Annotated in this window: 9 protein-coding genes; 7 read left to right on the top strand and 2 right to left on the bottom strand. The window is 71.4% G+C overall.

Annotation, left to right across the window (positions count from 1 at the left end):
- The first annotated feature begins 131 nt into the window (after positions 1-131).
- Positions 132-16,505: an amino acid adenylation domain-containing protein gene (locus ACFXK0_RS20475; RefSeq protein WP_379412098.1), complete on the top strand. Its 16,374-nt coding sequence runs from the start codon at positions 132-134 to the stop codon at positions 16,503-16,505.
- Here the strand turns inward: ACFXK0_RS20475 and ACFXK0_RS20470 are convergent, their stop codons facing one another.
- Positions 16,506-16,850, bottom strand: a complete 345-nt coding sequence (locus tag ACFXK0_RS20470) for a hypothetical protein (RefSeq protein ID WP_379412097.1) — start codon at positions 16,848-16,850, stop codon at positions 16,506-16,508.
- Positions 16,851-17,032: 182 nt separating this feature from the next.
- Here ACFXK0_RS20470 and ACFXK0_RS20465 point away from each other — a divergent pair, with 182 nt between their 5' ends.
- Complete coding sequence (locus tag ACFXK0_RS20465; RefSeq protein WP_379412096.1) at positions 17,033-19,219, top strand: molybdopterin-dependent oxidoreductase; 2,187 nt, start codon at positions 17,033-17,035, stop codon at positions 19,217-19,219.
- Positions 19,220-19,235: 16 nt separating this feature from the next.
- Here the strand turns inward: ACFXK0_RS20465 and ACFXK0_RS20460 are convergent, their stop codons facing one another.
- Positions 19,236-20,279 carry a fused (3R)-hydroxyacyl-ACP dehydratase subunits HadA/HadB gene (locus tag ACFXK0_RS20460; protein WP_379412095.1) on the bottom strand — a complete coding sequence of 348 codons (1,044 nt, stop codon included), beginning with the start codon at positions 20,277-20,279 and terminating at the stop codon, positions 19,236-19,238.
- A gap of 160 nt (positions 20,280-20,439) precedes the next feature.
- Between ACFXK0_RS20460 and ACFXK0_RS20455 the strand changes: the two genes are divergently transcribed.
- The 5 genes from ACFXK0_RS20455 (at position 20,440) to ACFXK0_RS20435 (ending at position 26,199) form a co-directional block, all read left to right on the top strand.
- Entirely contained in the window at positions 20,440-20,847 is a 408-nt protein-coding gene (locus ACFXK0_RS20455; protein WP_379412166.1) for a Fur family transcriptional regulator, read from the top strand.
- A gap of 11 nt (positions 20,848-20,858) precedes the next feature.
- Entirely contained in the window at positions 20,859-23,087 is a 2,229-nt protein-coding gene (gene katG / locus ACFXK0_RS20450; protein WP_379412094.1) for a catalase/peroxidase HPI, read from the top strand.
- A 128-nt stretch (positions 23,088-23,215) separates the two neighbouring features.
- The gene (locus tag ACFXK0_RS20445) at positions 23,216-23,932 is read left to right on the top strand and encodes a metal-dependent hydrolase (RefSeq protein WP_379412093.1); all 717 of its coding nucleotides are present in this window, start codon (positions 23,216-23,218) and stop codon (positions 23,930-23,932) included.
- A 213-nt stretch (positions 23,933-24,145) separates the two neighbouring features.
- Complete coding sequence (locus tag ACFXK0_RS20440) at positions 24,146-25,402, top strand: esterase/lipase family protein (RefSeq protein WP_379412092.1); 1,257 nt, start codon at positions 24,146-24,148, stop codon at positions 25,400-25,402.
- Positions 25,399-26,199, top strand: coding sequence for a HugZ family protein (locus ACFXK0_RS20435; protein WP_379412091.1), 801 nt, complete (start codon positions 25,399-25,401; stop codon positions 26,197-26,199). Before ACFXK0_RS20440 ends, ACFXK0_RS20435 begins: the two co-directional genes overlap by 4 nt.
- The last annotated feature ends 4 nt before the right edge of the window (positions 26,200-26,203 follow it).

Here is a 26,203-nt window from a genome sequence, read left to right as displayed (position 1 = left end):
GGGTGCCGCAGAACAGACCGGTCGTGTGGTCCGTGGGCCCCGACCTGTGGTCTCATGGTCGCCGAATCCGGCCCGGGTTCGTGGGTCGCGGCGTGCCGCGGCCCGGTTGCCCCGAAGGATGTTCTACCCCGATGAGTGAAGTTCGTCGTGCGTCGCGCGGTCGAGGCCCCCGCAAGTCGAGCACCCCGCTCTTCCCCCAGCTGCTGACCGCGGCGGTCGACACCGCGGGCGCGAGGGTCGCGCTGTGCTACTCCCCCGCGCACGGCGAACGGCGGGAACTCACCTACACCGAACTCGACGAGTACTCGTCGCGGCTGGCCAGGGAACTCATCGAGCGCGGCCTCGGTCCCGGCGACGTCATCGCCCTGGGTTTCACCCGGTCGATCGAGTCGGTGGCGGCGGTGTGGGCCGTGGCGAAGACCGGTGCCGCCTATGTCCCGGTCGACCCGGGTCTGCCGCCGGAACGCATCGCCTACCTGCTCGCCGATTCCGGCGCGGTGCTCGGGCTCACCTGCGCGGCGCACCGGGCGATGCTGGGCGAGTCCGTCGCGTGGCTGACCGTCGACGCCGCGCCCGACCGTGACCGGATCGCGGCGCGCCCCGCGCATCCGGTCTCCTATCTGGATCGTGTCCGCGCGCTGACCGAACAGCACCCGGCCTATGTCATCTACACCTCGGGGTCGACCGGCAGGCCCAAGGGTGTCGTGGTCACCCACACCGGTCTGGGCGCGCTGGTCACCGCCGCGCGGGACCGGTACGGAGTCGGCGCGGGTGACCGGGTGCTGCACGTGTGCTCGCCCAACTTCGACGTCTCGGTGCTCGAGCTGCTGCTCGCGTTCCAGGCCGGCGCCACGCTGGTGGTGTCGCCGCCGTCGGTGTTCGGTGGGCCCGAGCTCGCCGCGCTGGTGCGCCGCGAGCGGGTGACCCACATGCTGATCACCCCGGCGGCGCTGGAATCGGTGGATCCCCGGGAGCTGGATTCGCTGCGGGTGGTGGTCGTCGCGGGTGACGCGTTCGGCCCGGCGCTGGTCGAGCGCTGGGCGGTCGGCGCGCGGGCCTTCTTCAACGGCTACGGCCCGACCGAGGCGACCGTGCTGGCCACCGGGAGCACCGCACTGCTGCCGGGCCTGCCGATCACCATCGGCTCGGCGTTCACCGGCGTCGGCGCGGTGGTCCTGGACGCGCGGTTGCGGCCCGTGCCCGCCGGGGTAGCGGGTGAGCTGTACCTGTCCGGGCCCGCGCTGGCACAGAGCTATCTGGGCAGGCCGGGACTGACCGCCGAGCGGTTCGTCGCCGCGCCCTTCGCCGGGGCGGCGGGCGCGCGGATGTACCGGACCGGTGACGTGGTGCGCCGCACCGGCGACGGCGAGCTGGAGTATCTGGGCCGCTCGGACTTCCAGGTGAAGATCCGTGGCTTCCGCGTCGAACTCGGCGAGATCGACGCCGCCCTGACCGCGCATCCCGATCTGGACTACGCCGTCACCCTGGGCGTGACGGCGGATTCGGGCGCGACGGTGCTGGTGTCGTATGTGCTCGCGCGCGAGGGCCGCGCGGTGGACACCGAGGAACTGATCCGCTTCGCCGGTACCACCCTGCCCGGGCACATGGTGCCCACGATCGTGCTCGTACTCGACGAGATCCCGCTCACCCCGAACGGCAAACTGGACCGGAAAGCGCTGCCCGCACCGGTTTTCGGCGCGGCGGGCTCACGCGCGCCCGAAGGACCGGTCGAGTCCCGGATCGCGGAGCTGTTCACCCGGATCCTGGGTGTCGACGAGATCGGCGCCGATGACTCGTTCTTCGCCGCCGGCGGGGACAGCATTCTGTCCATCCAGCTGGTGACCCAGGCCAGGGCGGCGGGGATCTCGTTCACCCCGCAGCAGGTGTTCGAGCATCGCACGGTCGCCGGGCTGGCGCGGGTCGCGGTGCTCGGCGCCGAGGCGGCGCCGACCTTGACGGAACTGCCCGGCGGCGGGGTGGGCGAGATCCCGCTGACGCCGGTGCTGGCCGGGGCGGTGGCCGGTGACCGGTTCTTCGGCCGGTTCAGTCAGCAGATGGTCCTCGCGCTGCCCGCCGGGATCGACCGGGCGGGCCTGATCGCTACGCTCACCGCCGTCGTCGACCGGCACGACATGCTGCGCGCGAGCCTGCGCCGCGCCGAGGGACGCTGGCAGCTGCACACCCGCCCACCCGGCACGGTCGAGGTCGAGCACCTGCTCACCCACATCGCGGTCCCGGCGGGCCTGGACTCCGCCGGGCTGGGCGAGTTCGCCACGGCGGCCATGGATTCGGTGCTCGAGACCCTCGATCCGCAGTCCGCGCGGATGATCGCGTTCGGCTGGCTCGCGCGCGCGGACGGGCCGGACGGGCTCGTCGTCGCGGCCAATCACGCGGTCGTCGACGGTGTGTCGTGGCGCATCCTGCTGCCGGATCTGGTGACGGCGTGGGCGCAGTACGCGGCCGGGCAGCCGATCGTGCTGGCACCGGTCGGCACGTCGTTCCGCCGGTGGGCGCACGGCCTGACCGACGCGGCCGCCGATCGCCGCACCGAACTCGACTACTGGCGGCGGACATCGAGCGTGCCGGACCCACTGCTCGGTACCCGCCCCCTCGACGCCGCGGTCGACACCGCCGCCACCGTGCGCACCGTCAGCGTCGAGGTACCCGCCGCGATCACCCGCGCGGTCCTGACCGAGCTGCCCGCGCGCTACCGCGCGGGCGCCGAGGACGGTCTGCTCGCGGCGCTGGCGCTGGCCGTGCGCACCTGGCGGGCCCGTCGCGGGATCGAGGCGGCCGCGACCCGGGTGCGCCTGGAAGGCCACGGCCGCGAGGAATCCGCCGTCGGCGGCGCCGATCTGACCCGCACTGTCGGCTGGTTCACCAGCATGTACCCGGTCGCGCTCGCACTGGACGGGATCGATACCGAGGCCGCGTGGCACGGTGGCGCCGCCACCGCCGCGGTGGTCAAGGCGATCAAGGAACAGCTGCGCGCAGTACCGGACAAAGGCATCGGCTTCGGCATGCTGCGCCACCTCGACCCCGCGACCGCCGGTGCGCTCGACGGCCAGATCGGCCAGATCGGGTTCAACTACCTGGGCCGGATCTCGGCCGACACCGTGCCGGGCAGCGACCACAGCTGGCTGCCCACGGCCGACTGGGGTGAGCCCACCGCCGCACAGGATCCGGCGCTGCCCGCGGCCGCCGTGGTCGACATCAACGCGCTGGCCACCGCTGCTGCGGACGGCACCCGGTTGCGGGCCTCGTTCTCCTATGCCGCGCGGATCATCGACGAGGCATCGGTCCGGGAGCTGGCCGAGTGCTGGACCGAGGCGCTGCGCGTGCTCGCCGAACATCTCGACGACCCGGCGGCGGGTGGCCTGACGCCCGCGGATGTGCCGCTGGTGCGCGTGACCCAGGCCGAACTCGACACCTGGCACGGTGCCCGGCCCGGCCTTCAGGAAGTGCTGCCGCCCGCGCCGTTGCAGCTCGGATTGCTCTTCCTGGCGCAGATGTCGCCAGCAGACCCGTATCTGGTCCAGCTCGCGGTCGAGCTGGGTGGTGCGGTGGACACCGATCGGCTGCGACGCGCGGCGCAGACCGTGCTCGACCGGCATGCCATCCTGCGCACCGCGTTCGGGACGACCGCGACGGGGACACCGGTCGGATTCGTCACCACCGGTGTCACCGTGCCGTGGCGCGTCGTGGACACCGCCGAGACCGACGCCGCCGCCCTGCTCGCCGCCGAGGCCCTGACCGGTTTCGACCTGTCGATGGCACCGCTGCTGCGATTCACGGTGTACCGCAACGCTTCCGGCGGCATCCACCTGCTGCTGACCGCCCATCACCTGCTGGTGGACGGCTGGTCCATGCCGTTGCTCATGCGGGAACTGCTCGTCGGCTATGCCGCCGACGGCGCCCCCGCACCACTGCCCCGGGTCCGCCCCTACCGTGACTATCTCGCCTGGCTCGACGGCCAGGACCGGACCGCCGCGACTACGGCGTGGTCGACGGCACTGGCCGGGCACACCCCGACCCTGCTCGCCGCGGCGCTCACCCCGCCCACGACCCCGGCGGACGGCTATGCGACGTGCGCGCTCGAGCTCACCCCGGCCGAGGCCGAGGTCCTCAGCGCCTGCGCCGCCGCCCACGACGTCACGGTGAACACGCTGTTCCAGGCGGCGTGGGGCCTAGTCCTGGCCGGTGCGGCCGGCCGCGACGATGTGGTGTTCGGCGCGGTCGTCTCGGGTCGCCCGCCGCAGCTCGACGGCGTCGACGCCATGGTCGGTCTGTTCGCGAACACCATTCCCGTGCGGGTGCGTTCGGCCGCGAAAGTTTCGCTGCGGGCGCTGCTGGCTCGGGTGCAGTCCGAGCAGGTCGCGCTCCTGGGCGGACATCACCTGGGGCTGGCCGAGATCCAGCGCGCGGCCGGCGCGGGCGAACTGTTCGACACGCTGCTCGCCTATGAGTCCTACCCGGTCGACACCGAGGGTCTGCGTCGCGCGCACAGCTCGATCGACGGCCTCGAGATCGTCGACGTCACCGCCGCCAATGCCACCCACTATCCGGTGGCGGTCGGCATCGAGGTGGGTGACGGCATCCGGATCGGGCTGCAATACCGCCTCGACACCATCGACCCCACCATCGCCCACGCCCTCACCACGCGACTACGGACCATCCTCGACGCCTTCGCCGAAACCCCCGACCACACGGCCGCCGAGCTGCTCGACACCCTGGCACTGATCGACGACCCGATCGCCCGAATCACCCACTGGCGCACCGTCTTCACCGACCTCCCCACCGACCTCCCCCTCCCCACCGACCGGCCCCGTCCCCGCACTCCGGTGACCACCGACAGCCACCTCACCGTCGAGCTCCCCGCCACCCTCCAGCAGGCATTGCGGGCGACCGCCGAAGCCGGGACGGTCTTCACCGTCGTCCACGCCGCCTTCGCGACCCTGCTCGCCCGCCTGTCGGGCACCGAGGACATCGCCCTCGGCACCGTCGCCCCCGCCACCGGACGCACCCTGGTTCTGCGGCTGCACGTGCCCGCCGCCCGCCCCGTCGACGAGCTGCTCGCCGACGCCGGCCAGGTCACCCACCGCGCGTTCACCCACCAGCTCCTCTCCCCCGCCGAACTGGCCGCCCTGCTCCCCGCCGATACACCGAATCCCCCGGTGCGCGTCATGCTGCTGGCGGAACACCGCGAACTCGCCTCGGCGGCAGCATCAGCCGGCGATCTGGCGAGTGCCGTCGAGCGGAGTCCGGGTACGGACTGCGACCTGGCGCTGACCCTGCGAACGGCCCCGGCCGGAGTCGCTGTCGAATTCGCTTACGCCAGTGCGCTGTTCGACACATCCACGGTGAAGGTGTTCACGGAACGGCTGGTGCGTCTGCTGGCGACAATGAGCGAGCAGCCGCAGGTGGCGGTCGGTGACCTGCCCCTTCTCAGCACGGCCGAACTGGCGGCGATGACCGCGCGAGCTCCCGGCGGCATTCCCGATCCCGTGCTGCTGCCCGAGTTCCTCGCGCGTGGTGTGGCGCTGGGCGAGGACAGGGTCGCTGTCCGGTACCAGGGTCACTCGATCAGCTACGGCGAAATCGACGCGCGGAGTTCGCGATTGGCCCGTGCGCTGATCGCCCGCGGTGTCGGTCCCGAAGTGGCGGTCGCGGTGGCGCTGCCGAGGTCGGCCGAACTGGTGATCACCGCGCTGGCGATCGCCAAGGCCGGTGGCGTGTATGTGCCCCTGGACCCGAAGTATCCCGCGCAGCGTATCGGGCACTTGATAGCGGATTCCGGTGCGGCACTGGGGATCACGACCTCGGAACACCTCTCCGGACTCCCCGGGGACATCGCCTGGTCAGCCCTCGACGACCCCGCCTTCGCCACGGCGTGCGCCGCGCACCCGGGCACTCCGGTGACCGACGCCGACCGCCACACACCCCTGCGGGCACAGCATCCGGCCTACCTCATCTACACCTCGGGCTCGACCGGCCTGCCCAAGGGCGTCACCGTGACGCACGCGGGTCTGAGCAGCCTGGTGGCCGAGGCGACCGACCGTTACGCGCTCACCGCGCAGCACCGTTTCCTGCACATCTGTGCGCCGAGTTTCGACCCGTCGGTCCTCGAATGGCTGTGCGCCTTCGCGAGTGGGGCGACGCTGGTGGTCGTACCCGCCGACATCGTCGGCGGCGTCGAACTGGCCGAGGTCATGGCCGGCGAAGCGGTCACCCACGCGATCATCACCCCGGCCGTCCTCGGCACCCTCGACCCGGCGGGCCTCGCGTCCGTGGCGGTGGTGTCGGTCGGTGGCGACGTGACCACCCCGGAACTGCTCGCGACCTGGCAGCCGGGTCGCCGCTACCTCAACGGCTACGGCCCGACCGAGACCACGATCATCTCCTCGTACGCGGAAATCACTGCGGGACAGCCGATCACGATCGGCGCCCCGGTGCGGGGTACGCACGCACTGATCCTGGACGCGCGCCTGCACCCGGTGCCGCCGGGGGTCACCGGTGAGCTGTACCTGGCGGGTCCGGCGCTGGCGCGCGGCTATCACGGTCAGCCCGCCACGACCGCGGCCCGTTTCGTCGCCGACCCGTTCGGCGAGCCCGGCACCCGCCTGTACCGCACCGGCGATCTGGTGCGCATGGGCGCGACCGGAGACCTGGAGTACGTCGGCCGCGTGGACACTCAGCTCAAGGTGCGTGGCTTCCGGATCGAACCGGGTGAGGTCGATGCCGTGCTCGCCGGTCACGCCGATGTCGGGTCGGTGGTCACCCTCGGCCGCACGACCACCGCCGGGTCGATGACGCTGGTCTCGTATGTCGTTGCCGCATCGGATCATTCGCCTGATCCCGCCGTTCTCACCGACTACACCGCGCAGCGTCTGCCCGCGCATCTGGTGCCCTCGGCGATCGTGCTGCTCGACGCGTTCCCGCTGACCAGCAACGGCAAGCTCGACCGCGCCGCGCTGCCGGAGCCGGTCACCGCGCCCGCCCCCGGCCGCGCACCCCGCGACGAGCGGGAAACTGTCCTCGCGGCACTGTTCGCGCAGGTGCTCGGGGTGGACGCGGTCGGCGTGGACGATTCGTTCTTCGCCCTCGGCGGCGACAGTATCCTGTCGATCCAGCTGGTCTCCCGCGCCCGGACAGCCGGACTGGTCTTCACCACCCGTGCGGTGTTCGAGCACCGCACGGTGGCGAAGCTGGCCGCGATCGCTACCGGATCGGCTGTCACCACGCTCGCCGAACTGCCCGGCGGCGGCATCGGCGAGATCACCCTGACCCCGGTGCTGGCCGAATTCCTCGCCACCGGTTCCAGCGACCGGTTCGCCCAGACCATGGTGCTGGCCCTGCCCGACGACATCGACCGAGCAGGCCTGCTCGCCACCCTCGACGCCGTCGTGCGCCGCCACGACATGCTGCGCTCCCGGCTCCGCCACGACGGCACCGGCTGGCGATTCGAGGTCCTCGCACCCGATACTGTCGACGCCCTGGTCATCGAACTGGATGCTGCCGACGGCGCCGACCTCACCCGAATCGGCAGCGCCGCACTGGATTCCGCGCTCGCCGCACTGGACCCCGCCGCCGGGCGCATGCTCGCCGCGACCTGGATCCGCAGGCCGGGTGCCCGCGACGTGCTCGCGGTCGCCGCGCACCACTACGCCATCGACGGCGTGTCCTGGCGGATCCTGCTGCCCGACCTGGTCCTGGCCTGGACCCAGCACAGTGCCGGGCAGCCGATCGCGCTGCCCCCGGTCGGCACCTCCTTCCGCCGTTGGGCGCACGGCCTGACCGAGGCGGATCGCGACGGCGAACTCGCATACTGGCGTCAGGTGCTGGCCGCTCCCGATCCGCTGCTCGGCGACCGCGGCCTGGACGCCGCCGTCGACACCGAGGCGAGCATGCGGTCGGTGACCGTGCGGTTGCCGGTCGAGGTCACCGAATCGGTGCTGACAACGCTGCCCGCGCAGTACCGGGCGGGCGCCGACCACGCACTGCTGGCCGCGCTCGCCCTGGCCGTCCGGACCTGGCGGGCCCGCCGCGGCGTCGACGCCGACACGCTGCGGATCCGGGTCGAAAGCCACGGGCGCGACGAGGCCGCCGTCCCGGGCGCCGACCTGACCCGGACCGTCGGCTGGTTCACCAGCATCCATCCGGTTGTCCTCGATCTCACTGCGGTGCAGGCGGATTCGCTCGGTACCGCGGTGCGCGCGGTCAAGGAACAGCTGCGCGCGGTGCCTGGCAACGGCATCGGATTCGGCCTGCTCCGGCAGCATTCGCCCGCCGCCGACGACCTGCGCGCGGGCGACCTCGGCCAGATCGGCTTCAACTACCTCGGCCGCGCGACCACCGGGACCCAGCCCGCCGACGACGCCTGGCTGCCGACCGGCGACCTCGGCGACATCACCGTCGACTACGACCCCACCCTGCCCGCCAACGCCGTCCTCGACATCACCGCCATCGCCGTCACCACCGCGACCGGTCTGCGCCTGCAAGCCGAGTTCCGTTACGCCACCGGCATTCTCGACGAACCCGCAGTGCGCGAACTGGCCGAAAGCTGGTGCGCTACCCTCGGCGCCCTCGCCGAACACACCCGGCAGTCGCCGACCAGTGGTCTCACCCCCGCTGATGTGCCCCTGGTCCCGGTGACGCAGGCCGACCTCGACATCTGGCACACCCGCTACCCCGGCCTGAGCGATGTACTGCCGCTGTCCCCGCTGCAACATTCGCTGCTGGCACTGGGCGAACTGCTCGACGAGTCGGTGCACGCCTACGTCATCCAGCTGGTCGCCGACCTCACCGGAGACCTGGACATCGACCGGTTGCGCGGCGCCGCCCGCACCGTCCTGGCCCGGCACGCGAACCTGCGCTCGGCCTTCGTCACCACCCTCGACGGGACACCGGTGCAGGTCGTCGCCGAGGGTGTCGACGCGCCATTCCACGTCGTCGACGGTGTCGAGGTGAGCGAGCTGCCCGGTCTGCTGGCCGCCGATCAGCGGACCGGATTCGACCCGGAAATCGCGCCGCTGCTGCGATTCACGGTGTACAGCACCGGATCCGGGCGGCACCACCTGGTTCTCACCGGGCATCACATCCTGCTCGACGGCTGGTCCATGCCGCTGCTGATGAAGGAACTCCTGGTTCTCTACGCGACGCACGGCGACGCGGCACCGCTGCCGCCGGTGCGGCCCTACCGCGACTACCTGGAGTGGCTCACCCGCCAGGACCGCGCGGTCGCGGAGCAGGCGTGGTCGGCTGTGCTCACCGAGGTCCGCCCGACCGTGCTGGCACCCGAGCTGACCTGGCCGGCGGCGACCGGCACCGGCTACGGCCTGTGCGAGTTCGTGCTCGACCCCGACCGCACCGCCGCGCTGACCGCCCGCGCCGCCGCGGCCGAGGTCACCGCGAACACGCTGTTCCAGACTGCGTGGGGCCTGGTCGTCGGCGCGAGCACCGGCGCCGCCGATATCGTGTTCGGGGCGACGGTGTCGGGCCGGCCGCCGCAGCTCGACGGTGTCGGCGACATGATCGGCCTGTTCGTGGACGCGGTCCCGGTGCGGGTGCGCATCGCGGGCACCGCCGGCGAACTGGTCCGCGCGGTCCAGGCCGAGCAGGCCGCACTGCTGGATCACCATCATCTCGGGCTCGGAGCCATCCAGCGGGTGGCCGGTCGCGGTGAACTCTTCGACACCATGCTCGCGTTCGAGTCCTACCCCGTCGATGTCGAAGGACTCCAGCGGGCGGGCGGTGCGCTCGACGGGCTGCGCATCGACGACCTCCGCGGCGCCGACCACACCCACTATCCGCTGACCATCCTGGTGTTCCTCGGCGCGCGCACCCAGGTACAGATCAAATACCGGCGCGATCTGGTCGCCGATGCCACCGCGCAGGCGGTGACCGACCGGTTCCGCACCGCGCTCGACGCCCTGGTCACCACCCCGGACACCGCCGCCGCCGAGCTCGCCCACCAGCTCGGCGCCGCACCGACCGATCCGCTGACCCGCTCCCGCTTCTGGCGGGCGACCCTGGCGGGGCTGCCCGCGCGCCTCACCCTGCCGAACAGCCACGCGGCGACCCAATCCGAACCCGTCGACCAGACCGGACCCGCCGACCCGACCGGACCCGCCGACCCGGGCGGACCCGCCGACCCAAGCGCACCCGCCAACTCGACCGGACCCGATGACCCGAGCGTGCCCGGCGTGCAGGCTGATTCACGCGGCCGGGTCATGTCGTCGTTGCCGCCCGCCGTGCGCCGGGATCTGCACGCGCTTGCCGATACCGCTGGCGTCACCTGGACCGCGCTGGTCCGCTCGGCGCTGGCGGTGCTGCTAGCGCGCCTCACCGGGACCGACGACATCGTGGTCACCACGGCGGACGGGTCCGGCGGACGGTTCGTGGTGGTACGCACCGAGATCGACCCTGCCGCTCGATTCACCGACCTGCTGCCCGGCGCCCATCGCGCCGAGGCGCGCAGCCTCGCGCACGGCGCAGTCGCCCTCGGCGAACTCGCCGTGCTGCTCGGCCTCGGCCACGAGCATGCCCTCGGGCAGATCTCGCTGAACTTCCAGGACGCCCCGGACGCGGGCGCCGATCTCGCGGTGGCGGTGTCCGACGCCGCGCTGTCGATCGAATTGTCCTATGCGCACACACTTCTCGACGACGATGCCGCCGCGTCATTCGGCCGCCGTCTGGTCCGGCTGCTGACCGCGATCGCCCAGCGCCCCGACACTCCTGTCGGCGATCTGCCGCTGACCACCCGCGACGAACACGCGACCCTCCTCACGATCGGCGACGGACCGGCCCTGCGCTCGGCGAGTACCCTGCCCGAGCTGCTCGTGCGCGGCACCGGCTACGGACAGCATCGCGTCGCGGTGCGCGACCACGGCCGCACCTACACCTACGGCACCCTCGACGCGGATTCCACCCGCCTGGCCCGTTTCCTGATCGCGGCGGGTGTCGGCCCGGAAACCGTTGTCGCCTCGGCGATCCCGCGTTCCTACCAGTCGATCCTGGCGCTGTGGGCGATCGCGAAGGCCGGCGGCGTGTACCTGCCGGTCGATCCGAACTACCCAGCAGACCGGATCCGGCACATGCTCGACGACTCGGGCGCCACCCTCGGGCTCACCGTCACCGACCGGGCCGCCGGCCTCACCGATGCCGTGCGCTGGCTGGTCGTCGACGATCCCGCCGTGGCGGCACGCATCGCCGCGGCGTCGGCGACACCGGTGCGGGACCGGGACCGCCGCACGCCCCTGCGACGCGAACACGCGGCCTACCTCATCTACACCTCCGGCTCCACCGGCCTGCCCAAGGGCGTCACAGTCACCCACGCCGGGCTCGGCGCCCTCGTCGAACACTCGGCGACCCTGCTCGGGCTGCGGCACGACCACCGGATGCTGCACGTGTGCTCCCCCAGCTTCGACCAGTCGATCGAGGAGATCACCACCGCCTTCCACCGCGGCGCCACCCTCGTGATCGCGCCGGCCGACACCGTCGGCGGCGCCGAACTCGACGAGCTGCTGCGCGCCGAACTGGTGACCCACACGATCATCACCCCCGCCCTGCTGAGCACCCTGGACCCCGCGGCCCTGCCGGAGCTGGCCTGTGTGTCCGCCGGTGGCGAGGCGACCACCGCCGAACTGCTGGCCGACTGGCAGCCCGGCCGCCGCTTCCTCAACGGCTACGGGCCGACCGAGGCGACGATCGGCGCCACCTACGCGACGCTGCGGGCCGGCGCGCGGGTCACCATCGGCCGGCCGGTGCCTGGCGTGCGCGCGGTCGTGCTCGACGCGCGCCTGCATCCGGTGCCGGTGGGTGTCACCGGTGAGCTGTATCTGGCCGGTCCCGCGCTCGCCCGCGGCTATCGCGGGCGCGGCGCGGCCACCGCGGGCCGGTTCGTCGCCAGTCCGTGGGCCGGACCGGGCGAACGGATGTATCGCACCGGTGACCTGGTCCGCTGGGTGCCCGCCGGTGCCGGGCACGAGCTGGAATATCTCGGGCGCGGCGACTTCCAGATCAAGATCCGCGGTTTCCGGATCGAGCCGGGCGAGGTCGATGCGGTCCTGCTGCGGCACCCGCAGGTCGGCTTCGCGCTCACCGTCGGGGCCCAGAATCCGGCCGGGGAGACCGCGCTGGTGTCGTATGTGCTGGGGCGCGATATCGATCCGGGCGCGGTGGCGCGGTGGTCGGCGTCGATGCTGCCGGGGCATCTGGTGCCCGCGGCGGTGGTCGTGCTCGATCGGGTGCCGCTGTCGGCGGCGGGCAAGGTCGACCGGAAGGCGCTGCCCGCACCGGTTTTCGCGGCGCGCCCCTACCGGGAGCCGGCGGCCGGGCCGGAACGGATGGTCGCCGAGGTCTTCGCCGAGCTGCTCGGCGTCGATCGCGTCGGCGCCGACGACAACTTCTTCGAACGCGGCGGCAACTCGCTGCTGGCCACCCGGGTGACCGCCCGGCTCAGCGCCGCCGTGGACGTCCGGGTGCCGGTGCGGGTGCTGTTCGCCGCCCCCACCGTCGCCGAATGCGCCCGCGAGATCGCCCGGCTGACGCACGCGGGCCGTCGCCCCGCTCTCACGGCACTGCCGCGACCGGAACACCTTCCGCTGTCCCCCGCCCAGCAGCGCATGTGGTTTCTCAACCGCTTCGACACCCGCACCGCCGCCTACAACATCCCGGTCGTGCTGCGGCTGTCCGGCCCGGTCGACACCGAGGCCATGCGGCAGGCCTTCGCCGATGTGGTGGCCCGGCACGAGATCCTGCGGACGGTGTATCCCGCCGTCGACCACACCCCCACCCAGCTCGTGCTCCCCAGCGACCACCCCGACGTGCCCCGCTTGCACCTGGGTACCGCCGACGACGTGACAGCCTCCGTGGCGGAACTGGTGTCGGCCACCTTCGACGTGACGGCCGAAGTACCGTTGCGGGCCACGCTGTTCACCACCGGACCCACCGAATACGTGCTGGCCATGACCGTCCATCACATCGCCGGTGACGGCTTCTCCGGCGCACCGCTGACCCGCGACCTGGTCACCGCCTATACCGCACGCGCACAGGGTAATCCGCCCCGCTGGGCACCCCTATCCGTCCAGTACGCCGACTACGCGCTCTGGCAGCGGACGCTACTGGGCACCGACAGCGATCCCGCCGCGCTCGGCGCCGAACAGATCGCCTACTGGCGCACCGCCCTGGCCGGGCTGCCCGATCAGCTCGAGCTGCCCAGGGACCGCCCGCGCCCGGCGACCCAGTCCTATGCCGGTGGGCGGGTGCCGTTCACCATCGACACCGCCACCCACGCCGCGCTCGTCGAACTGTCCCGCACCCACGGCGCGACCCTGTTCATGGCCGTGCACACCGCCCTGGCGGTGGTCCTGGCCGGGTTGTCCGGCACCGACGACATCGCCATCGGCACACCCGTCGCGGGCCGCGGTGACGCCGTGCTCGACGACCTGATCGGCATGTTCGTCAACACCCTGGTCTTCCGCACCCGGGTCGACGGCGCGGCGAGCTTCGCCGCACAGCTGACCCGCCAGCGCGACCTCGACCTGCAAGCCTTCGCCCATGCCGATGTGCCCTTCGAACGTCTCGTCGAGGTACTCGACCCGGCGCGCTCCACCGCACGGCATCCGCTGTTCCAGGTGGGGCTGTCCTTCCAGAACCTCGCTGAGGTCCGCATGGACCTGCCCGGCATCGATGTCACCTCGGTCGAGCTGGATCGCGCACTGTCCCAGTTCGATCTGCACCTGATCCTCGCCGACCGCTACACCCCCGACGGCGTGCCCGCAGGCATCGGCGGCTACTGCACCTACGCCACCGACCTGTTCGACGCGGCGACCGTGCGCGGGTTCCTGGACCGGCTCGGCCGGTTCGTGGCGGCCGTGGTGGCCCAGCCCGGTGCGCCGCTGCACACCATCGACCTGCTCGCCCCCGCCGAGCGGGTCCGCGTGCTCGATACCTGGAATCGCACTGCGCGCCAGACCGATCCGAAGGAAACCCTGGTCTCGCTGCTGGGCACCACCGTGTCCACGGCCGCGAATTCCGTGGCACTGGTCGACGGCGACACCCGCTGGACCTTCGCCGAACTGGACGCGCGGGTGAACCGGCTGGCGCGGTACCTGATGGTAGCCGGTGTCGGACCGGAGACCCGGGTCGCGCTGGCGCTGCGGCGCTCGGCCGACCTCGTGGTGGCGATGTACGCGGTGAGCGCCGCCGGTGGCGCGTACGTGCCGATCGATCCGGATCAGCCGGCCGTGCGCACGCGCTACATTCTCGACACGGCCGCGCCCGCACTCGTCCTCACCGATTCGGCGACCGGATTCTCGGCGGCGGGCAGCACGGTCCGCACCGTCGACCGGCTCGATCTGTCGGGCTACGACAGTGCCCCGCTCACCGATCGGGAACGTCGCGCGCCGCTGCGGGCGGCGAACACCGCCTATGTGATCTTCACGTCGGGCTCGACCGGCCGCCCGAAGGGTGTGGCCGTCTCACACGCCGCCATCGTCAACCAATTGCGCTGGAAGACCAGCGAATTCGGGCTCACCGCGAGCGATTCGGTGCTGGTGAAGACGGCGGCAACCTTCGACCTGTCGGTGTGGGAGTACTGGTCGGCCGCCGCCTGCGGTGCGCGGCTGGTGCTCGCCGCACCCGGCGGGCACCGCGACCCGGCCTACCTCGCCGAGCTGATGCGGCGCGAAGAGGTGACCACCCTGCACGCGGTGCCCTCGATGCTCGACGCACTGCTCACCGTCACCGTGCCGCGCACGCTGCGCCGGGTGCTCGCGATCGGCGAGGCCCTGCCCGCCGCGCTGGCACACCGAATCGCAGCCGCCGCACCGGATCTCGCGCTGTTCAATGTGTACGGGCCGACCGAAGCGGCCGTCTCCATCACCAGTCACCGGGTCGGCGCCGCCGACACCGGATCGGTGCCGATCGGCGCGCCGGTGTGGAACAGCCAGGTCTATGTGCTCGATGCCTGGCTGCGGCCGGTGCCCGCGGGCGTGCCGGGCGAGGTGTATCTCGCCGGCGCCCAGCTCGCCACCGGATACCTGGGTCGTCCCGATCTGACGGCCGAGCGGTTCGTGGCCAATCCGTTCCGTGCGGGCACCCGCCTGTACCGCACCGGTGATCTGGCGGTGTGGACCGCAGGCGGCGAGCTCGACTATCGCGGCCGCACCGACTTCCAGCTCGAGATCCGCGGATTCCGGATCGAACCCGGGGAGATCGACGCGGTGCTCGCCACGCACGCCGATATCGGGTCGACCGTCACGATCGGGCGGCAGAACCCGGCAGGCGACACCGTCCTCGTGTCGTATGTGGTTGCGGCACAGGGCCGCCGGGTCGCCGGCGACGAGCTGCTCGAGTGGGCCGCGCGGTCCCTGCCCACGCACATGGTGCCGGCCACGGTCGTGGTGCTCGACAGTGTCCCGTTGACACCACACGGCAAACTCGACCGGGCCGCACTCCCCACACCCGAACTCACCACCCGGGCCTATCGCGCTCCGGAATCGTCGATCGAGCAGACGGTGTGCGAGATCTTCGCCGAGGTGCTGCACACGGACCGGGTCGGCCTCGACGACCACTTCTTCGAGCTGGGCGGCACCTCCCTCGGCGCCACCCGGCTCGCCGCCCAGCTCGGCGAGGCACTGGGCGCGACGATCCCGGTCACCTGGATCTTCACCACGCCGACCCCAGCGGGTCTGCTCGCCGCCCTGCGCGCGGCCGGCGCGGACGGTGCGGGCGCCGACGACGCCCTGGCGGTCCTGCTGCCGTTGCGCACCACCGGTTCCCGCGAACCACTGTTCTGTGTGCACCCGATCAGCGGTGTCGCCTGGTCGTTCAGCGGCCTGGCCGCCCACCTCGACGCCGACCGCCCGCTCTACGGGTTGCAGTCCCCGGCGCTGAGTTCGGCCGAGCCGCTGCCGGATTCGATCGAGGAGTGGGCGCGGCTCTACGTCAAGCACCTGCGCGCGGTACAGGCCGAGGGGCCCTATCACCTGCTGGGCTGGTCGCTGGGCGGGGTGCTCGCGCACGCCATGGCCGTACAGTTGCAGGCCGAAGGCGAACAGGTCGCCCTGCTGGCCATGCTCGACAGCACGCTCACCTGTGCCGCGCCCGTGCGCACCGGCGCCGCGAGCACCGTCGATCTCCTCGGCGGATTCGCCGGGGAGATCGGCGATCTCGACGCCGCGGGCGATGTCACCGAGCTGGCCCGAGTCCTGTCAGAGAGCACCACCCCGCTCGCGGGTCTCGGCCAGGAGCGCGTCGAACGTGTCCTCACCGCCGCGCTCGACGCGATCCCCCTCGACGCGGCCTACCGCCCCCGGCCCTTCGACGGAGACATCACCTTCTTCACCGCCACCGGTGACGACCCCACCGGCACCACCGCCGCCGGGTCTTGGCGCACCGCCGTCACCGGCACCGTGCACAACCACGCCGTCCCCACCACGCACTGGCGGATGACGGACCCGGCCGCGCTGGCGCGGATCGCCGCCGTCCTGCGGGAGGGCTGATCAGCCCCAGGTGGCCTGGTCGGGGACGGTGGAATCGAAGACGACGTAGAAGAAGTGGCCCGGCGTGAGCTCGTTCATGTCGTGCCAGCGGCCCCACGGATCGCGCTGGTAGTAGTTCTCCATGCCGGTCCCGTCGTCGTAACAGACGATGCCGCCGGTACCGAAGGGGCTCCAGTAGACGTCGGTACCGGCGCGCGGGGCCTCCAGCGGGGTGCGGAACAGGTGACCGCACGGCGTGATGACCGGGTCGTAATAGCTGGGTTGGGCGCCGGCGACGGGCGCCAGGCCGGTGACGGCGGAGATCGCGGCGGCGGCGAGGCCGGTGCGGACGAGGGAACGCGACATTTCTGCTCCTCACTGGGCGGAAAACGGTTCGCTGATGTGTCGGGATCGGGCCGGAGATCGTTACCCGGGCTCACCGTACCCCGGACCGCCGCGCGAGCCGGAAAGATCCGACCGTAGATGGATATGCGGCGGGCGCGACCGGGCTAGCGTGGGACAAGCGGTTCTGCGGAAGTGGGGAAACGGTGGACAGCACGACGATTGCGCGGCAATGCACTTTGTGTGAAGCGCACTGCGGGATTCTGGTGACGGTCGAGGACACGCGGGTCACCCGCATCGAGGGCAACCCCGACGATGTGTTGTCCCAGGGCTACATCTGCCCCAAGGCGACGGCGATGGGCGGGCTGCACCACGACCCGGACCGGCTGCGCACCCCGGTCCGCCGGGTCGGTGACCGCTTCGAGCCGATCGGCTGGGACGAGGCGTTCCGTGAGATCGGGCAGCGGCTGCGGGCGGTGCGCGCCGCGCACGGACCCAGCGCGATCGGCATGTACCTGGGCAACCCGGCCGCCCACAGTTCCTCGGTGCTCTACGGCGGCCTGCTGCGCGCAGCCCTGCTGACCCGCAACTTCTTCACCGCCTCCTCGATCGACCAGTTCCCGCAGGAATTCGTCGCGTGGCGGATGTTCGGCGCGAATGTGCTGATGCCGATCACCGATATCGACCGCACCCACCGCCTGGTGGTGCTCGGCGCCAACCCGGCGGTGTCCAACGGCTCGATCACCACCATGCCCGGCGCCAAGACCCGGATCAGGGAGGTGCGCAAGCGTGGCGGCACGGTCGTGGTGATCGACCCGCGCCGCACCGAGACCGCCCGTCTGGCCGACGAGCACGTGGCCGTGCGGCCGGGCGGCGATGTCTACCTGCTGCTGGGCATGCTGCACGTGCTGGTCACCGAGGGATTGTGCGATGAACGCGCGGTGCGCGCGCAGTGCTCGGGCTGGGACACCCTCACCGGGCTGGTCGCCGACACCACACCGGAGCGGATGGCCCCGCACGCCGGGGTCGACGCCGACACCATCCGGCGTCTGGCCCGCGACCACGCCGCCGCGCCCTCGGCGGTGCTCTACGCCCGCATCGGGGTGTGCCTGCAGACCACCGGCACCCTCACCCACTGGCTGGTGAACACCGTCAACGCCGTCACCGGCAACCTCGACCGGCCGGGCGGCCAGATGTTCGCCACCCCGATCGTCGACGCGCCCCGCTACGGGAAGTACCTCCCGATGGGGCACGGCGCGTGGACCGACCGCTCCGGCAAACACAAGTCGTTCCGCAGCGAACTGCCCGTCGCGGTGCTGGCCGAGGAGATCCTCACCCCCGGACCGGGCCAGATCAAGGCGATGATAACCTACGCGGGCAACCCGGTGCTGTCCACCCCGCAGGCAGGCCGCCTCGACAAGGCGCTGGCCTCGCTGGACTACTACGTCGCCGTGGACATGTACATCACCGAGACCACCCGCCACGCCGACATCATCCTGCCGCCGGTCTCCGCGCTCGAACGCGAGGACCTGAGCCTGCTGTTCCCGGTGTTCAGCGTGCGCAACAACGCCCGCTTCGACGCCCGCGTGTTCACCCCACCGGCCGACGGGCTCGACGACTGGCAGATCCTGGCGCGGCTGATCACCGAAGTGGTACCGCTGCCTGCCCGGCGGATCACCGGCCGGGCGATGAACGCGCTGTTCGAGCAGTTGAGCCCGATGCGGCTGACCGCGGCGGCCATCGCCACCGGACCCTACGGCGTCCTGCGGCGCGGCCGGAAAGGCTTGACCGTCGGCAAGATCCGCCGCGCACCCGGCGGGGTCGACCTCGGTCCGCTGCAACCACGGCTGCGCGAACTCCTCGGCACCGGCGACCGCAAGGTGCGATTGACGCCACCGGACTTCCTCGCCGCCGTCGGCGAGGTCCTCGACGCGGCCGACGCCCCGAGCGGCGACTACGACCTGCAACTCATCGGGCGACGGCACCTGCGCAGCAACAACTCCTGGCTGCACAACATCGAATCCATGGTGAAGGGCCGCGACCGCTGCACCGTGCTCATGCACCCCGGCGACGCCGCCGCGCGCGGCCTCACCGACGGTGACCTGGCCACCGTCGAATCCGCCGCGGGCGCGATCGAGGTGCCGGTGGAGATCAGCGACGACATCCGCGCCGGGGTGGTCGCCATCCCGCACGGCTGGGGGCATCGCGAACCGGGGGTGGGCTGGACCGTGGCGACCGCGCACGGCGGCGCCAATGTCAACCTGCTGCACGACCCGGCCGTGACCGACCCGCTCACCGGCGCGGCCGCGGTCAACAGCACCCGCGTGCGGGTACACCCGGCGACGCCCGAATCCGGTGGCGCGGCAACGGTTTCCACCGCCGCCGCGCACTGAACCCGGGCGCCTCGGCTCAGCGGAAGCGGATGTCGGCGGTGGCGAGACCGTAGATCTTGCGGCCGCCGGACTTGGCCACGATCAGGATGACCGCGCTGCGATTGTCGGGGTCGAGGGACTTGACCTTGCCGGTGTACTCGACCTGGCCACCTTGCTCCCGGTCGACGACGGTGTAGTTCGACAGCCGCACACCGTAGCGGGTGACCGCACCCGGGTCGCCCGACCAGGCCGACAGGAACCCCGCGCCCAGGCCCATGGTGAGCATGCCGTGGGCGATGATGTCGGGCAGCCCGGCCAGGCCGGCCACCGTCTCGTCCCAGTGGATCGGGTTGTTGTCACCGGAGACACCGGCGTAGTTGACCAGGTCACCACGGGTGATCTTGGCATCGCGCAGGGTCACCTCGTCGCCCACGCTCAGGTCGTCGAACGACAGCGTGGTGCCGGGTGTGCGGGTCGAGCCGGCGGTCGACAGGCGCAGCTCGCCCTCGGGACGGCGCGGCACCTCCTGGTCGGCGTCCTGAGTCGCCTCGGCGGCGCGGCCGAACATGCTCACGCCGTGCACCATGATGTTCTCCACCGCGGTGGTGATCGCCGGATCCACCTCCTCACCGGTGACGCCGACGACCGTGGTGTGCATGACGTGCACCGTCTCACCGAGTTCGTCGGTGAAGGTGTTGGTCACCGTGATCAGGTCCTTGCCGGCGATCCGGCGCACCGAGGACAGCTCCACATCGGTGGTCAGCCGGTCACCGGCCACGATCGGCTTGTGCTGCTCGAAGACCTGCTCGGTCTGCACGAAAGTGTCGTAACCGACGACGACTGTTTCGAACAGCGCCCGGTTGGCCGCCATCGCGGGAATCGAGACGAAGGTCAGCGGCGCGACCAGGCCCTTGTAGCCCAGCGCGGCGGCGGCGTCTTCGTCCCAGTGTGCCGGATGGTAGTCCTGGACCGCCCTGGCGTACTCGCGGACCTTTTCCCGCCCCACCTCGTACGTCCCGTCCATCCGGTAGTAGTGCCCTACCTTCGACGCGACATCAGGAGCATCGACCACCGCATTCACCGTAAACCAACCTTTGTTCGAGGAACGGACTCCGGCAGGATAGCGGCCCCGCCGGAACCAGGCCCGGATTGCGCACACAACTCGTGGCCCGAAACCCTTCCGTTCTTATCTGGAATGAGTAATAATCTGGAATGTGTCCAGCAAGTCGGATTTCGAGCAGATGCTCCGCGCAGCCTCGCTCCGCGTCACCGCGCCGCGTCTCGCGGTGCTCACCGCGGTGCATCACCAGCCCCATGCCGATACCGACACCATCATCAGCCGGGTCAGGGACACCCTCGGCACGGTGAGCCAGCAAGCCGTCTACGACGTGCTGCGCGCCCTCACCACCGCGGGCCTGCTCCGGCGGATCCAGCCCATGGGCACCGTCGCCCGGTACGAGACCCGCGTCGGTGACAACCATCATCACCTGGTGTGCCGATCCTGTGGCGTGATCGTCGATATCGACTGTGCAGTCGGCGATGCGCCGTGTCTGACCGCGCCCGATGACCGGGGTTTCGTCATCGACGAGGCCGAGGTCATCTATTGGGGCCTGTGCCCCGATTGCTCGTCATCACGATCACTCTCCTGAAAGGAATCACCGTGCCCGAGGAACACCCACCCATCGCGGAAGCCCAAACGGAACCCGGTGAAAGTGGTTGCCCCGTAGCGTCGCGCCGGCCGTTCGCCTCCGCGGACGCCCGCGGCAGCAATGTCGACTGGTGGCCGCATCAGCTCAATCTCTCGATCCTGCAGAAGAACCCGCCGGTGACCAACCCGTTCGGCGCGGACTTCGACTACGCCGCCGAATTCGCGACCCTCGACCTGGCCGCCGTCAAGGCCGACATCGAGCAGGTCATGACGACCTCGCAGCCCTGGTGGCCCGCCGACTTCGGCCACTACGGCCCGCTGTTCATCCGGATGGCCTGGCACTCGGCGGGCACCTACCGCGTCGGCGACGGCCGCGGCGGCGCCGGTGCGGGCCTGCAGCGTTTCGCCCCGCTCAACAGCTGGCCCGACAACGCCAGCCTGGACAAGGCGCGCCGGCTGCTGTGGCCGGTGAAGAAGAAGTACGGCCGCAAACTGTCCTGGGCCGACCTCATGGTCTACGCGGGCAATGTCGCGCTCGAGTCGATGGGCTTCGAGACCTTCGGCTTCGGCGGCGGCCGCGTGGACGTCTGGGAGCCGGAGGAGGACGTCTACTGGGGTCCCGAGCGCACCTGGCTCGGCGACGAGCGCTACTCCGGTGAGCGCAACCTGGAGCGCCCGCTCGCGGCGGTCCAGATGGGCCTGATCTACGTCAATCCCGAAGGCCCCAACGGCAATCCGGACCCGATCGCCGCCGCCATCGACATCCGCGAGACCTTCGCCCGGATGGCGATGAACGACGAGGAGACCGCCGCCCTGATCGCCGGCGGCCACACCTTCGGCAAGACCCACGGCGCAGGCCCGGCCGATCTCGTCGGTCCCGAGCCCGAGGGCGCCCCGCTCGAGGAGCAGGGACTGGGCTGGAAGAGCGGCTTCCGCACCGGTGTCGGCGCGGACGCGATCACCTCCGGCCTGGAGGGCATCTGGAACAGCACCCCGACCACCTGGGACAACAACTTCCTGGAGACCCTCTACGGGTACGAGTGGGAGCTGACCAAGAGCCCCGCGGGTGCCAACCAGTGGATCCCGAAGGACGGCGCGGGCGCCGGTACTGTGCCCGACCCGTTCGACTCGGCCAAGAAGCAGACCCCGGTCATGCTCACCACCGACCTGTCGCTGCGCCTCGACCCGATCTACGGGCCGATCACCCAGCGCTGGCTGGAGAATCCGGCCGAGTTCGCCGACGCCTTCGCCCGCGCCTGGTACAAGCTCACCCACCGCGACATGGGCCCGGTGGCGCGCTACCTCGGCCCGCTGGTGCCGTCGGAGGAACTGCTGTGGCAGGACCCGATTCCGGCGCAGACCGGTCAGCTGATCGGTGACAGCGACATCGCGGCGCTCAAGAGCCAGATCCAGGCCTCGGGGCTGACCGTCGCCCAGCTGGTCAGCACCGCTTGGGCCGCGTCCTCCTCGTTCCGTGGCAGCGACAAGCGCGGCGGCGCCAACGGCGGACGTCTGCGGCTGCAGCCGCAGGCGGGCTGGGCGGTCAACGAGCCCGACGAGCTCGCCCAGGTCATCCGGGTGCTCGAGGGCATCCAGGAGACGTTCAACGCCGCGGGTGGGGCCACCGTGTCCTTCGCCGACCTGGTGGTCCTCGGCGGCGCGGTCGGTGTCGAACAGGCCGCGCAGGCGGCCGGTGTCGCGGTGACGGTCCCGTTCACCCCGGGCCGCACCGATGCCGCCCAGGAGCAGACCGACGTCGAGTCCTTCTCGGCACTCGAGCCGGTGGCCGACGGTTTCCGCAACTACGTCGCCAAGGACGCACAGATCCCCGCGGAGTACCTGCTGGTCGACAAGGCGAACCTGCTCACCCTCAGCGCGCCGGAGATGACCGTGCTGATCGGTGGTCTGCGGGTGCTGGGTGCGAACTACCAGCAGTCGCCGCTGGGCGTGTTCACCGCGACCCCGGGCGCGCTGACCAACGACTTCTTCGTCAACCTGCTCGACATGGACACCGAGTGGGCGCCCTCGGCGGCCGACGAGAACGTCTACGAGGGCAAGGCCCGTGCCGGTGGCGCGGTCACCTGGACCGGTAGCCGGGTCGACCTGATCTTCGGCTCGAACTCGCAGCTGCGGGCCGTCGCCGAGGCCTACGCCACCGACGACGCGAAGGAGAAGTTCGTGCACGACTTCGTCGCCGCGTGGACCAAGGTGAGCAACCTGGACCGGTTCGACCTGGCCTGACCCACCCGCACCACAGCGAAACACCCTGCGACGCGCACTGCGCCGCAGGGTGTTTCGTTCGCCGGGCGTGGCACCCCCGGCTTCCTCGGCATATGCGACCGGGTAGTTCGTTCCTCTAACGTTGCGGGGTGCTTGGACATTCACACGCGACGAGCGGGGCGCTGGCCTGGGCGGGTACCGCCGCCGTGCTGCCCCTCACCGTCGCCGCTTTCCCCCTGTTCGACAGCGAGACAACGCGATTCGGGATCGCGGAGCTGATCATGGGCACGCTGCTCACCGCGGGTGCCGCGCTGCTGCCGGACGCCGATCATCCGAGCGGAACGATCTCGCACGTGCTCGGCCCGATCTCACATCACCTGTGCCGCTTCATCTCCTGGGCCTCCGGCGGGCACCGGCACGGAACCCATTCGCTGCTGTTCGTGGTGGCCGCGGTCGCCGCGACCTGGGCCGGAGAGCACTGGCTCGGCAGGCCGTTCACGCTGAGCCTGGTCTTCTTCCTGCTGGCGCTGGCGGTGCGTTCGCTGCACCTGTGCCCGCCGGGTAAGAGCGTGCGCACCTACGGCACCGTCGTCGTGCTGGCCGGCGCGGGCACTTTCGCCGTCGACCACTGGATCGTCGACCGGCCGGCCTGGCTGCCGATCTGTGTCGGACTGGGCTGTCTGGCCCATCTGCTGGGCGACTGCCTCACCGAGCGCGGATGCAGGCTGCTGTGGCCGTTCCCGTTCCGCACCCGGATCCCGTTGATCGAGCGGACCGGCAACCGGGTCGAGACCTGGGTGCTCTCACCGCTGTTCGTCGTCGGGGCGTCGGGCGCGCTCTGGTACGCGATCGTCAACCACGTCTAGTCCGGGGCGAGGACGGCGATCCCCCGCCGTCCTTGCCCTTTTTTCTGCCGCACGATCATTGCCACCCCGATTATCCAACATGCGTTGATGCGCATATCGCAGTAGCGCCATGCTGTTGTGATCCGTCCCGCCCCGGCGCGCGGCGCTCGCCCACAGCTCCCAAAGAAGCCCCGAACTCACCAATTTTCAGTGCACAGTTGTACTCTCAAACTCGTGACCGAGCAGCTCCCCCAGCCCCAGGCCGAAGTACAGGCACTCACACGCCTGGCCGGCGACGAGTTCGCCGGCGCGGTCGACGGGATCGCGGCCGTCCACCGGGCCATTTCCGATCGCGTGTTCGCCGCGGTCCGCGCCGGGGTCGGGGCGGCCGCCGATCCGGTGAAGATCGTGCACGACGCGATCACCGACAGCGTCTACGCCGCGGTCGGCGGCACCGGGTTCGTGGTGGGCGAAGTGGCGAGCGCGGTCCAGATGCCCGGCGTCCCCGCGCCCTCGCGCACCGTATGGGGCGCCGGTGTGCTCGCCGCCGTGCAGGGGCTGATCGGTGACTCCCTCGAGGACCAGGCGCCGATTCTGGCCTCCCCCATGACCATTCGCGTCGAGGGCGCACCGGTCGCGGCCGAACTGCTGCCCGCCCACGTCCTCGTGCCGACCTCGCGGCTGGTCGTGCTGGTGCACGGGCTGGTGGAGACCGAGCACTCCTGGAGACTCGGCGGCAGGCCGGACTACGGCGAACTGCTCGAGGCCGACCTCGGCTACACCCCGGTGCACGTGCGCTACAACACCGGCCTGCACATCTCCGAGAACGCCGCCCAGCTCGACGCCCTGCTCACCCGGCTGGTCGCGAGCTGGCCGATGCCGGTGCACGAGATCTGCCTGGTCGGCCATTCGATGGGCGGGCTGGTCGCCCGCAGCGCCTGCCACCGGGCCGACGAGGCAGGCGCGGACTGGGTGCGCGCGGTCCGGCAGGTGGTGTGCCTGGGGTCACCGCATCTGGGCGCACCGCTCGAACAGGTCGCGCACTACGCGGCCGCCGCGTTCGATCTGCTGCCCGAGACACGTCCGCTGAGCGCGCTGCTGCGCAGGCGCAGCGCGGGCATCCGCGATCTGCGGCAGGGTTCGCTGGTCGACGAGGACTGGCGCGATCTCGACGACGACACCCTGCGCGCCCGCGCCGTCCAGGAAGTGCCGCTGATCGTGCACGCCGACCACTACTTCGTCACCGCGACGATCACCCGCAGCCCGAAGCATCCGCTGGGCCGCGTCGTCGGCGACGGCCTGGTACTGACCGGCAGCGGCTCGGGCCGGGGCCGGTCCCGGCGGATCGGGCTCGGTGAGGTGAACGGTCTGCACGTCCCCGCGGCCAACCATTTCAGCCTGCTCAACCACGACGCGGTCTACCGGGCACTGCACTCCTGGCTGTCGAGCAGGCCCCGCCGAGCCGTCCGGGTGGATACGCTGTGGCCATGACTCTCGACCACGGCGACCCCGGCGACGCACCCGCCATCCCGCTGCCGACCACTCCCCTGGCCAACGAGGCGCATCCCTCGGCCGCCGAGGAGGCCAGAACGATCGCGGCGGCGACCAATATCGGCACCCTGGCCAGCTTGACCGCCGACGGGGCGCCGTGGGCGTCGTTCATCACCTACGGCCTGCTCGACGGCGCCCCCGTGCTGAGCGTCTCGCGCCTGGCCGAGCACGGCCGCAATCTGGCCGTCGATCCCCGGGCCAGCATCGCCGTCGTGACCCCGGACATTCCCGCGGATCCACTGGCGGGCACCAGGATCACCCTCGCCGGTGTGGTGGAACGTCCCGAGGGCGCCGAGGCCGAGGCCGCGCGGGCCGCGCATCTGGCCGCGGTGCCCGCCGCGAAGTACTACATCGACTACAGCGATTTCACCCTGTGGGTGCTGCGGGTCCAGCGGGTGCGCTGGGTCGGCGGGTACGGCCGGATGGATTCGGCCTCGGCGGCGGAATACCTGGCCGCCGAACCGGACCCGATCGTGCCGCGCGCCGCGCCGGGCATCGCCCACCTCAACGCCGACCACGCCGACGCGCTGCTGGCCATGGCGCGGCACCTCGGCGGGTTCCCCGACGCGACCGCGGCCGCCTGCGAGCGCGCCGACCGCTACGGTCTGCAGTTGCGGGTCGACACCCCGCGCGGTGTGGCCCGTACCCGCGTCGGCTACGCGCAGCCACTCACCGAGATCAGTGAATTGCGTTCGGCGACAGTCGAGTTGACCAAGCTCGCGCGCGCAGCGGGCTGACCTG

The organism is Nocardia sp. NPDC059177 (assembly GCF_042755165.1).
Taxonomy (GTDB): domain Bacteria; phylum Actinomycetota; class Actinomycetes; order Mycobacteriales; family Mycobacteriaceae; genus Nocardia.
This window is presented reverse-complemented; position numbering and strand designations above follow the sequence as displayed.

Excerpts from the sequence above, each read along its gene's own strand:
- ACFXK0_RS20455 (WP_379412166.1), top strand. The coding sequence starts at position 20,440 with ATGCTCCGCGCAGCCTCGCTCCGCGTCACCGCGCCGCGTCTCGCGGTG.
- ACFXK0_RS20435 (WP_379412091.1), top strand. The coding sequence starts at position 25,399 with ATGACTCTCGACCACGGCGACCCCGGCGACGCACCCGCCATCCCGCTG.
- ACFXK0_RS20470 (WP_379412097.1), bottom strand. The coding sequence starts at position 16,850 with ATGTCGCGTTCCCTCGTCCGCACCGGCCTCGCCGCCGCCGCGATCTCC.
- ACFXK0_RS20475 (WP_379412098.1), top strand. The coding sequence starts at position 132 with ATGAGTGAAGTTCGTCGTGCGTCGCGCGGTCGAGGCCCCCGCAAGTCG.